Annotated in this window: 11 protein-coding genes and 3 pseudogenes; 7 read left to right on the top strand and 7 right to left on the bottom strand. The window is 67.7% G+C overall.

The window, feature by feature from the left end:
- Positions 1–253: 253 nt before the first annotated feature.
- Positions 254–466, bottom strand: a complete 213-nt coding sequence (locus tag ABT288_RS47780; protein WP_351622765.1) for a hypothetical protein — start codon at positions 464–466, stop codon at positions 254–256.
- A 219-nt stretch (positions 467–685) separates the two neighbouring features.
- On the opposite strand from ABT288_RS47780, the gene ABT288_RS47775 reads away from it, so the two are divergent.
- A complete protein-coding gene (locus ABT288_RS47775; RefSeq protein WP_351622762.1) occupies positions 686–817 on the top strand; it encodes a hypothetical protein in 132 nt (43 codons plus the stop codon).
- Positions 818–1,135: 318 nt separating this feature from the next.
- Here ABT288_RS47775 and ABT288_RS47770 read toward each other — a convergent pair whose 3' ends face one another.
- Positions 1,136–1,864, bottom strand: coding sequence for a hypothetical protein (locus ABT288_RS47770; protein WP_351622759.1), 729 nt, complete (start codon positions 1,862–1,864; stop codon positions 1,136–1,138).
- 503 nt (positions 1,865–2,367) lie between these two features.
- Between ABT288_RS47770 and ABT288_RS47765 the strand changes: the two are divergent.
- Positions 2,368–2,528, top strand: a pseudogene (locus ABT288_RS47765) (NF041680 family putative transposase); the annotation flags it as partial.
- A 39-nt stretch (positions 2,529–2,567) separates the two neighbouring features.
- Here the strand turns inward: ABT288_RS47765 and ABT288_RS47760 are convergent.
- The gene (locus ABT288_RS47760; protein ID WP_351622756.1) at positions 2,568–2,915 is read right to left on the bottom strand and encodes a recombinase family protein; all 348 of its coding nucleotides are present in this window, start codon (positions 2,913–2,915) and stop codon (positions 2,568–2,570) included.
- A gap of 225 nt (positions 2,916–3,140) precedes the next feature.
- On the opposite strand from ABT288_RS47760, the gene ABT288_RS47755 reads away from it, so the two are divergent.
- The 3 genes from ABT288_RS47755 to ABT288_RS47745 are packed head-to-tail and all read left to right on the top strand — an operon-like array spanning position 3,141 to position 5,225.
- A complete protein-coding gene (locus ABT288_RS47755) occupies positions 3,141–3,572 on the top strand; it encodes a MarR family winged helix-turn-helix transcriptional regulator (protein ID WP_351622753.1) in 432 nt (143 codons plus the stop codon).
- Positions 3,573–3,594: 22 nt separating this feature from the next.
- Positions 3,595–4,167, top strand: coding sequence for a cysteine hydrolase family protein (locus tag ABT288_RS47750; RefSeq protein WP_351622751.1), 573 nt, complete (start codon positions 3,595–3,597; stop codon positions 4,165–4,167).
- A complete protein-coding gene (locus ABT288_RS47745) occupies positions 4,164–5,225 on the top strand; it encodes an FUSC family protein (RefSeq protein ID WP_351622749.1) in 1,062 nt (353 codons plus the stop codon). Before ABT288_RS47750 ends, ABT288_RS47745 begins: the two co-directional genes overlap by 4 nt.
- Before the next feature lie 90 nt (positions 5,226–5,315).
- On the opposite strand, the pseudogene ABT288_RS47740 reads toward ABT288_RS47745, so the two are convergent.
- The 3 genes and pseudogenes from ABT288_RS47740 to ABT288_RS47730 form a co-directional block, all read right to left on the bottom strand.
- A pseudogene (locus ABT288_RS47740) lies at positions 5,316–5,984 on the bottom strand (DUF4158 domain-containing protein); the annotation flags it as partial.
- A gap of 290 nt (positions 5,985–6,274) precedes the next feature.
- A complete protein-coding gene (locus ABT288_RS47735; RefSeq protein ID WP_450863769.1) occupies positions 6,275–7,633 on the bottom strand; it encodes an MFS transporter in 1,359 nt (452 codons plus the stop codon).
- Positions 7,634–7,640: 7 nt separating this feature from the next.
- Positions 7,641–7,862: pseudogene (locus ABT288_RS47730) on the bottom strand (site-specific integrase); the annotation flags it as partial.
- Here ABT288_RS47730 and ABT288_RS47725 point away from each other — a divergent pair.
- Positions 7,858–8,187 (top strand): hypothetical protein, encoded by a 330-nt coding sequence (locus ABT288_RS47725; protein ID WP_351622746.1) that lies wholly within the window; start codon positions 7,858–7,860, stop codon positions 8,185–8,187. The pseudogene ABT288_RS47730 and the gene ABT288_RS47725 sit on opposite strands and share 5 nt — an antisense overlap.
- A gap of 65 nt (positions 8,188–8,252) precedes the next feature.
- On the opposite strand, the gene ABT288_RS47720 is transcribed toward ABT288_RS47725, so the two are convergent.
- Positions 8,253–9,122, bottom strand: coding sequence for a hypothetical protein (locus tag ABT288_RS47720; protein ID WP_351622743.1), 870 nt, complete (start codon positions 9,120–9,122; stop codon positions 8,253–8,255).
- Positions 9,123–9,555: 433 nt separating this feature from the next.
- Here ABT288_RS47720 and ABT288_RS47715 point away from each other — a divergent pair, with 433 nt between their 5' ends.
- Positions 9,556–9,828, top strand: a complete 273-nt coding sequence (locus ABT288_RS47715; protein ID WP_351622740.1) for a hypothetical protein — start codon at positions 9,556–9,558, stop codon at positions 9,826–9,828.
- Positions 9,829–10,021 lie beyond the last annotated feature (193 nt).

Below are 10,021 nucleotides of genomic sequence, written 5' to 3'. Positions count from 1 at the left end.
ACGCCATCCACGCAACTACCTGGCCTTTCTCGGCCTTGCCGCAGCCCTGTGCTGCTACAAGCGACTGGTCCGCCTCACCACATAGGACACCGTCTAAGCACGGGTCCCGCTGACCAGCGGGACTGACGAAGCCCACGGCTCTGAGCTGCTCAGATGCCGTGGGCTTCTGTCGCTGTTGGTTGGCGTTGGCCGGCCTCGCACGGCCCGGGGACGGCCCCGAAATCGCGCCGGTGGTGCGTGCCGGGAAGGTGCGTCACCTGCTGCAGGCAGCGACGATGCCCAGAATTACCAAGGCCACGAAGAACATCGCTACGCAACCGCCTATGGCGCTCTCCGCCTCCGCGACGATCCCCTTGGGCTTCGGGCGGGACTTCCTGTAGTCCTGCATCCCTCGCGCAACCGCACGCCTGATTTCGTCCTCGTCCACGGAGTCCCCCAAGCCAGCCACTGTGTTCTGAACGGCCACGGTCAACCCACCTGTTTGCACCATCGCCGCTCGATCCATCGGCGCGCGCAGTGGCCGGCGCTGACCTCTTCGTCCCGAACTATCGGCCGGACGGCCGTTGCGGTCCAGGATGCCGGTCATGGGGACTTCGAAGGTCTATGTCGGTCGGCTGCGGTCGCGGTGGTTGCTGTACTCCGCTGCGTACCGCAACGGGCGGCCAGCGAGGTGAGACCAGCAGGGTTGACCTCGCTGATGACAGTGAGCGTCAGTCCGGTGCTTCGCGGCGGCGTCGATCTCGGCGATCAGGGCCTCGATGCCGTCGGCGGGGAACAGGAAGCAGCGGTCCTGCTCGCTGCCATGGGCGCCTCCTGACGGCCGCCGACGGTCGGCAGTGTGGTCCACCTTCGGGCCCAGGCCCCCCGCTCATCGCCTGTGCGCCGCGGGCTGCTCGGCCGAGGCAGAAACCGTCGCGTCGTAGCTCTACCTCAGCAACGACTCCAAGGAGCTTGGGGACGTCATTGCGCAGGCCATTGCGTCCGGTAAGGGCCTCTGCGGCCAGAGGGGCGGGAATGAACAGGATCCCGGCCCGATTACGGGCCGGAATCCTGTATTGTGCGCCTTGCCGGAGGGCGCCGGCCCAATTCCGGTGAGCCGGCGTTCTCCAGCGTGCGCATCAGGTGGCTGCTGGCCTCAGTCCTCGCCGAATGCGCCACCCCAGCCGAATCCGCCACCCTCGCCGAATCCGCCGCCCTCGCCAATCCCGTGGCGGCAGATGACGCGGAAGCTGGCGACGACTCCGTTCTTGACCTTCACGCCGTCCTCCATCTCCTCGTGGTGCTCGCCCTTCTCGTGGTGCTCGCCCTTCTCGTGGTGCTCGCCGTTCTCGTGGTGCTCGCCGTTCTCGTGGTGCTCGCCGTTCTCGTGGTGCTCTCGCTCCTCGCAGTTCTCGTTCTCGTGCTCGTGCTCGTCATCGTCCTTGAACCTCGGGCAGACGCCGTTGGCGGAGCTGAAGGGGCCGACGGTGGCGACGGGGGCGCCGTTGTTGCAGACGGCCCCGCGGAAGACCTCGACCACGTTGCGGCTGTCGTTGCGGATGTTGAGGGTCTTGGCACCCAGGCCGCTGACGACGGTGATGCAGCCGTCGGGGCGGCCGGAGAATTCGCGCTCGTTGAAGAGGATCCTGCCCTCGAAATGGCGGCGGGGCCCCCCTCCTTCTCTTCCTTCGTTGCCCTTGCCCTCGTTGCCCTTGCCCTCGTTGGTGTTGGGAGTGCTGGGACCGCCGGACGGTGCTGCCGTGACCGCCGGGGCGACCTGGGGAACCGGCGCCGAGGCGGCCGAGGCGTAGGTGATACCAGTCGCGGTCATGGCCGCGGCGGCCGCGACGGCCGTGGCGATCTTGCGGGAACGGATCGTGAACATATCGCTTGCTCTCCTCTGAGACTGGGACAGGAGCGCCCGCTGTGACAGCCGGTGCGTGATTGAACGTACTAACACCCCTTATCGCTGTCATATCGAGCAAATCGGGATCCCGGCTCCGTGGGGCTGAATCGGGTACGCGGAGCCCTCGACGCCACTCAGAGACAGAGCTGGTGGGCCATCAAATGCACTGTAAGCACAAGCAGTTGGACAGCAATTAGTCCTTGCAGGTGATCTTCTAACGTCTAGTCACCCGCAATGCTGGTGGGGCGCCGGGAATTGTCGGCGAGTCGCTGCTTGACATACGGCCTGTCGCAGGTTCAAAGGAGGCCACGTGAACGGGGGCTGTCCGACGAACGTAGCCGCACGCAGCAGGATTCGCCCAGGCCGGACGGTGACCAATTCCAGCGGGCGCGGTCTACCGGCCACGTCCAGAGAATCAAAGGGCGTGACAAGATCTGTCTTCTTGCCCTGGGTACGTTCACACGAAGGCCGCAGAGGTGAGCTTGCTGCATGACGATGCTCGAGGGGACGCGTTCGACTTCGCGTCACACTTCCGGGAAGACCTCGTGCGTGCCTGACTCGGCGCGGTGACACGCTGTTCGAACTGTGCGATGCGATGCTCTGCGAGAACGGACCGGTCACCTCGCCGGTAGACCTGACACTTGGTTCGAACCCTGCGCTCCAACCGGAGTGACATCAATTCTCACTGACATTGATCACGCGGAATCGGCGCAAGTGACTCCCAAACTCGCGTCGAAACGACATCCACGAAAAGTGACACAGCCACGCGCAGCTCGGCGACCATGTTGATGAGGTCCTGGAGGCTGCGGCCGTAGCGGTCGAGTGAGGGGACGACGAGGGCGTCGCCCACGTCGAGGAACGCGTGGCACGCCTTCAGCTCGGGGCGGAGCGCATCCTTGCCGGACTTCTTGTCCGCGAAGATCTTCCGGCACCCGGCTGCGGTGAGCGCGTCGAGCTGCCGTTCCAGCTTCTGCCCGCCGGTCGACCCCCGGGCGTACCCGATTTCCGCTGGCCCCTGAGTGGTCGTCATGACCCCGGGATCATGTCAGAAAACGGCGGTTCGGGTTTCTTGAACGACCCAGGTTTTAAAGGGTTTTTGAAGGCCCGGAAGGGTCCCGACACCCCTCTGGGAGGGATCTTCAGAAAACGAAGGTTTCTTGCAGGCGGACACCCGGACGGTGGGGGTGTCAGGCGAATCTCGGCATCCACGGATGCGCGTTTGCGGCGAACAATAGTTATGAGTCATAATTACTTCATGGAGAGGAACGAGGCCCACGTGTTCCGGCAGGACCTCATGGCGCTGCACCGGCGGCTGCGCGAGGAGCACGTCGGCGGCATCCCGCTGAACGAGGTCCTGGTCCTGGGAGCGGTCGACCGGCATGGAGCGTCCGCCAGTCCGAGCGGCATCGCAGATGACCTGCGCATGGCCAGGCCTAATGTGGCCGCCCTGCTGCGGCGCCTGGAGGCCAAGGAGCTCGTCGAGCTGACGCCGGATCCCGCCGACGGCCGACGGAGCCTCACAGCCCTGACCCAGCGCGGCCGGCAGCTGCTAGAGCGTGACCGGTCGGAGCGCGAGTCGTGGCTGGTGAGAGCCGTCGCCGCGGCACTGAGCCCAGCGGAAGCGCAGCAGCTCCTGGCGGCCGGTGCCCTGATGCGGCGCGTCGCGGACTTCCGCGAACAACCCTGAGCATGAAAGAGAAGGACACCCCATGCGCACGGCACTCATCGGTCTGGACTATATCGTCGACATCATGCACCCGGACGGGAAGATCGCCCGGTGTGCGCCCCAGGCAGCGGAACGGGACGTCGTAGCCCGGTTCAATGCCGCGAAGGAGACCGCTCGGCAGCGCGGCTGGCTGACCGTCCTGGTGAAGGTCGGTTTCGAGGCCGGGTATCACGACCAGCCCAAGCACTCGCCGATGTTCGGCCGTGCCCACGAGTTCGGCGCGCTCGACCTGACCGGCCCGGGCACTGCCTTCCACCCCGATCTGCACGTCGATGCCGACGATTTCGTGATCGCCAAACCGCGCATCAACGCCTTCTACGGCACCCGGCTCCAGCAGAGCCTCTCCGCGTCGGGCATCGAGCGCGTGGTGCTGTGCGGGGTGAGCACCGTGTGGGCCGTCCAGGCCACCGCCCGCGACGCGCACGACCGCGACTACCGCGTCGTCGTCGCCGAGGACGCGTGCGCCGCCCCGACCCTCCAGGAACACGAGGCGTCGGTGCAGATGCTGACCGGGATCGCGACGATCACCACCACCGGGCAGCTGGCCGACCTGTGACCGAGCCTCGTCCGCTCGCGGCGGGGTTGAGAATCTACCTCCGCCGCGAAGCTGGAGCGCACTACCACTGGCGGTTCGGGATCCTCGTCAGCGCGGTCGTCGCGGTCCCTCTGATCACCGGTGAGCTCGCCGGATCCCGCACAGCCGGCGCCACCGCCGCGCTGGCCGCCTGGTTCATCGCGCTGGCGATCCCGCCCCGGACCGCGCTCCAGCGCCTGCTGTTCCTGGGCCGACGGCTGCTGATTCTCACCGCCACCAGTAGCCTCGGGCTCCTCACCGGCCACCACGAGCTCTGGACCGCGGCCGCCATCATCATCCTCGCGCTGATGATCCCCGTGCCGGGGATGACCATCACCCCGCTGATCACCTTCCTGATGGCGACCAACGCCCCGCAAGGCCTGACCGCCACTGGCTACCTCGCAGCCTTCTTCCTCGGTGGCGCTGCTGCCCTGGCCGTCCTGCTGCTCCCCGCCGCGGCCTCGCCCGTCGCACCGCCGTTCACCGGCCTGCGAGTCAAAGCCCCCGGGCGGCAGCTTGCCGACCACATCCGCCGACGCAGTCCGCAGGCCCGCTACGCCGCACAGGCAGCCGTCTGCATCTGCGTTGGCTACCTGGTCCTCACCGCGCTGCACTGGCCCTTCGCCACCTGGGTGCTCGTCGGGGTCCTGACCACACTCCGCCCCTCCTGGGAGGCGACCGAGGCACGGCTGGTCAAACGCAGCATCGGCATGGTCGGCGGGTCCGCGCTTACCGCGGTGCTCCTCCTGATCAGCGCCCACACCGGCTACTGGACCACCGTTGCCTTCATCGCCGTCCTCGGCGGCCTCGCCCGCCCGCTGCGCCAGTACAACTACGGTTACTGGCCCCTCCTCGGCACCCCCGTCCTGCTGCTCCTCACCAGCCTCGAAAAGCCCCTCGCCGTGACGGACTCCGCCTGGCGACTGGGTAACAACCTCCTCGGCGCCACCATCACCCTCCTGGCCATCACCTTCCTGTGGCCCCACCCCACCCAGCGCCGCCCACCGCGGTCACACCAGGCCGACAACAGCGACCCCTGACCTTCCAGCGCCCTCGCTCGGCCGACCTCGCGACGGTTACACCTGACGGCCGCTCAGTCGTCGGCGTCGGCTTCGACGGCGTCCGGGTCCCGGCGGTGTCCGCAGCCGCTCCAGCTCCGAGACCCGCTTGCCCTCCGGAACGTCGAGCAGCCCGGCCAGTGCCGGCGCGAGCGCAGGATCGGCCCGGTGGGTCGCCCGGGTCACCGCCTCGTACAGGCGCCGCTCGGCCACCGTACGGGCCTCGGACACCGGCCGAGCCAGCACCGAGACCCCGGGCAGCAGCACCCGGTTCTTGCGCAGCCAGGTCACCGCGTGGTTGAACAGCGCCTCCGGCCCCTCGGCGTGCGTCCACGCCCTCCCGTACAGGAAGCTACGGAACTCCCGGCCCCACTTCCGGTCGGTGAAGTCCCGGTACTTGAACCGCTCCTGGATCTCCTCAGCATGCTCGTACGGCGTCCGGCGCCGCTCGGGGTACCGCTTCACGCACGAGGTGTCCTCGATGCCGAGCTGAGTGGCGAGGTACTCCACGACCTCCCACGGCACAGCCAGCGGATCACCGGCCAGGAACCGGCCGATGTAGCGGACCGTGCAGATCTGCACCGCCATGCCCAGCCGGTGAGTGTCCGTACGCCGCAGCGCGATCAGGTCACGGTCGTCGTCATCGAGGAAGAAGAACCGCTCCAGCTCCGGGCGCGTGGGCACCTGAGTGAACGTCCCGTACGCCTCGGCCTGCTCATCAGTCAGAAACTCCACCGGCACGGCCGGGACCGTAGTCACCCGTGAGGCGCCGGCGGCGGGTATCGCCGAACCCCAGCACCACCAACGGACAATGTGCTACCCGAGCAAGATCAATCTCAGCGGCACTTTCTGTACCGCAACTACTCACACCCGGTCCGCCACCACATCAACGTGCTGGGCCGGTACTCCTTCCAGCCCCCCCGACCTGCCCGGCGGAATGCGGCCCCTCCGTGCCCCGGACGCTGTCGACGAGTAGCAAGACGCGGCGGGCGCGTCTGGCCGCGCCCGCCGCTCGCACCGTCTTGGGAACTCTAGGCGTTGGCCGCCTGGACGCGGACGGCTCGGGCGCGGACCACGAAGGGCCGGGAGAAGACGGTGATGGCGATGGAGACGGCGGCCACAAAGGTGATGGCCGTACCAGAAGTGAAGTGCTGGGCAATGCCGCCAGCGATCGCGGCTCCGATACTTTGCCACGTCATCCGGCCGGCGGACTCAACTCCCTGGACCTGGCCACGGACCGGATCAGGGGTCAACTCCAGAAGCTGCTCCTGGAGCGGCAGGGTGGCAGCGAAGCCGGCACTGGCGGTGAACACCGCGGCTGTCGCCACCAGCATGGGCGGGTGGACGGCGAACAGCAGGTAGGGGGCGGCGAGCAGCAGTCGCAGGGCGAATGCGTAGCGGCGTCGCTGCTCGGCGGTGAACAGCCGCCCGACCGCAAGGTCACCGAGGAGCATGCCTGCCGATCCGGCGGCCAGGAAGACGCCAGCGTGATGGGGGGCGTAGGAGATGAACAGGGCCTCGCAGCCAACGATCAGGCCGTTGGGGACCCACAGGTTCAGCAGCAGCGCGCGTTGGCCGGAGTGGGAGAAAAGCTCGATGTTCGTCGTCCAGGTCTGGCGCAGTCCAGGGCGACGGGTCAGACGGATCGAGCGTTCCCGGACCGTCACCGCCACAATGATCAATCCACCGCCGGTCAGGGCTGTCGCGACGGCGAAGACCTCCTGCGGGCTCAGGTACCGCAGCAGTACGGCGCCGATGGCGTAGCCGAGGATGGCCATGCCTCCCGAGGTGATGTTCATCAGCGAACGTGCCAGTGCATAGGTTGAGGTCGGCACCACCTCGGCGAGCAGCCCCATCCGTGCGCCCGTTCCCAGGGACTGGAAGAACCCCAGTACAAGGAGCAGACCGAACCGGGCGGCGAGCGGCAGCCCTGGAACCGCCTGTGCGGCAACACCTACGAGCGAGACGCACTGGAGCGCGACGAGGGTCCGGCGAGGACGGCTTCCGTCCGCGACCGACATCAGCGTCAGCGCACCGAGTACCGTCGCGAAGGTGGCGCCGTACATGCTCACAGCGGTCAGGAACGGGGACTTGGTCTGCTGGTTGACCAGCGTGCCGAGCGCGAAGCCCGACAAGGTGCTCGCGGCGACCGTCAGTGTGAAGCTGGCGTACAGGCCGACGAATTCACGGTTGCGGAGCAGGTCACGGTAGGTGGTGGGAGGTGTGCCGGAGGCAGATGTGTCAGAAGGCATGAAAAAAGCCTTCGCGCGCTCCCAACCTAGGGCGCCGAAGGCCGACTGCTCGATTATAGCAAGTGCCCCGGTCCCCACCACGGCCCGCATCGGACCGGGAGAGACGCGGACGCGGATACGCACCGGTCTCAGCAGCACCGCGCATTCACCGGCGGCTGTCGCCAGGTGCGAGCAGACTGGTCAGCTCAGAGATCGCCTCGGGGGACGGCTTGAAGTAGCGGCGGACGTTCTCCGGCTTCTTGTGCCTCGACTTCGCCTTCAGCATCAGCAGGGAGGCTCCCTGCTCGCCCAGGTGGGTCAGGGCGGAATGACGGTACTCGTGCAGGTCCCAGCCTGTCCCCGGCCCGCGCACGGCGGTGTGCTTGTCCTATTCGACCGGCGACCCGCACGGCGCCGCCGGCCTGGTCAACGGCGCGCTCGGCCAAGCCCGCCGGATCGGCTCACCGAGGATGGAGGCGATGCTGCACGCCCGCCTCGCCCGCGCTCACGCGCACGCCGGCGAGTCCCGGGCCTCCGCCCGCGCCCAGAACGCCGCGCTCGACGCCTATGACCGAGCCCGCGACCATTCCCCGGAGGAGGACCCGGACTGCGTGTACTGGGTCAACCTCGGCGAACTGCGGATGCTCTCCGGATCCTGCGCCCTCAACCTCGGCAATCCCGCAGAGGTGCTGACGCAGTTCACCGCGGAATAGCCGACGGGATCGTCACCAGCCGCAAACGAGCGGTCTTGACCGCATCGTCCCTGTCCCTGCCGGGCTCAGTCCCGCGAATCCCGAAACTTCGCGCTGATGAAGAAGGCGACCGCAGCGAAGACCAGGATCCCTCCCACGAGGCCGCAGGTCGTCCACGAAACGTCGAAGAGCACGAGGATCACGGTTACCACGGTGGCCAGCACAGCCATCCCTGCGCCAGATGCGGTGATGTCGCTGCGCGGCGGGTCGTACTGGTGGCGGTTGACCGGTGCTACTGCGGGCGGGAGCGAGGGGTGGTCGGAGATGTGGGCGGCGCCGGCTCGCGCCAGCTGCGAGGCCTTGCGGCCGGCCGCCGCGCGGAACGCGGCGAATTCGTCGTTGTACCTGACCGCAGCGCTCCACCCAGGATCCACCGCTTCCCACCCGCTGCCCTCAGCTGTCTTGTAGGTGGCGTGGATCTGGTCGGTGAGGTCCTGCCACTCCGACATGCCGGTCAGTTCGGCTAGTCCGGCGAGGCGGGGCAGGACGTCCCTGAGGTGTGTGTGGCCGTCGTTCTTGGTCGGGATCGGGCGGGGGTCGAAGAGCAGGGCGAGCCGCTTGAGGTAGTCGGTGAGATCGGTCCAGCACTCATCGGCAGACGCTCCGATCTTGAACGTCCTGGTGGGCCGGTCCTTGTTGATCCCTGCCAGCAGCCGGGCAGCCCGCATTGAGTCGTACGGGCGGGAATCCGCACGGGGGACGTCGATCGTGCGGACGAGGGCTTCGGCCTCAGCCGCCGCCGCCTTGAGCGCTTCGTGCTCCGGCATGTCCTGCCGGCCGGGAAGCAGGTCCGTCCTGCCCTCTTTCTGTAGTTTGTGATGAAGCCTCGCCCATCTCCGCTTCCACGCCGCCTTGTCGGCGCCCAGATGCCCGGCCACACCGACGACGGCGCGCATGTGGGGCAGACTCCGTGGACTCAAGACTCTGGAGATGTGCGACTCCGACCAGTGCAGTGCCGCCGCAAGTTCGGTGTTGCTCCGGTCACCGGCCAACTCCCGCAGCTCCCGGGTGAACTCGCGCAAGGGAGCAGGTAAGTCTTCCAGAGGCGTGCGCGGTGCCCCCCGACGTGCCGTCCCGCCATCTCCGCCGGCGTCTCCGACGTCCCCCTGTTCTGGCATGGCGTCAGGCTATCGAGTAGCTCGCGAGGCCGGAATAGGGGCATTCCCGCTGGTCCGAGGCCATTCAGAAAGAAACTCCCGGCCAGGTGGCAGCCCAGCGAAATCCCGCCGCTGAAGCAGCAAGAAAGATCGGTTCTAACGATGTCGGCCCCGGGCTACAACCACATCAGGCCCCGACCCGCGGGGCTCCACTCGGGAGAGCAGGGACATCATGAGCACGATCAACCCGGTCCGCCGGAACAACCGCTATCTGGACATGACCGTCTTCCTCGCCATCCTGGCCACCGGCATCCTGCTGATCCTCCTCCACGTTCCGGCCGGGTCCTTGGGCACCATCGCAACCGCCCTCTCCGGACTCTACGGAACCTGGATCGGCGTGCGGCACTCCTCCCGACCTCCCGCCGGTCCGCCCCGATACAGCAGCAACCGACGCACCCCGACCGACCCCGCCGACACCACCGAGATAGACCAGCCCGTCAGCTAAGCCACCCCGCGGCGGCCGCGGCGGTCACCCGCCCCGGCCCCTTCGTTCGCTTCTGGCTGGTGGCACAGGTCTTACCGGCACTCCAGAAACCCGTAGGAGAGGGCACACGGACGTCAGCGCCTCCCAACCATGCGACCTGCGCATACGGCTGCGGCCCGCGAACACCCCCGGGGTTAGCGGGCCGGCGCCCGAA

This window comes from Streptomyces sp. NPDC001093 (genome assembly GCF_040298985.1).
In the GTDB taxonomy this organism is placed as follows: domain Bacteria; phylum Actinomycetota; class Actinomycetes; order Streptomycetales; family Streptomycetaceae; genus Streptomyces.
The sequence above is the reverse complement of the archived record's forward strand: the minus strand, read 5'-3'. Positions and strand labels throughout refer to the sequence as shown.

Bases quoted from the DNA above. Each gene is read 5' to 3' on its own strand.
- ABT288_RS47770 (WP_351622759.1), bottom strand. From the start codon at position 1,864: ATGTTCACGATCCGTTCCCGCAAGATCGCCACGGCCGTCGCGGCCGCC.
- ABT288_RS47760 (WP_351622756.1), bottom strand. From the start codon at position 2,915: ATGACGACCACTCAGGGGCCAGCGGAAATCGGGTACGCCCGGGGGTCG.
- ABT288_RS47755 (WP_351622753.1), top strand. From the start codon at position 3,141: ATGGAGAGGAACGAGGCCCACGTGTTCCGGCAGGACCTCATGGCGCTG.
- ABT288_RS47750 (WP_351622751.1), top strand. From the start codon at position 3,595: ATGCGCACGGCACTCATCGGTCTGGACTATATCGTCGACATCATGCAC.
- ABT288_RS47720 (WP_351622743.1), bottom strand. From the start codon at position 9,122: ATGCGCGCCGTCGTCGGTGTGGCCGGGCATCTGGGCGCCGACAAGGCG.
- ABT288_RS47715 (WP_351622740.1), top strand. From the start codon at position 9,556: ATGAGCACGATCAACCCGGTCCGCCGGAACAACCGCTATCTGGACATG.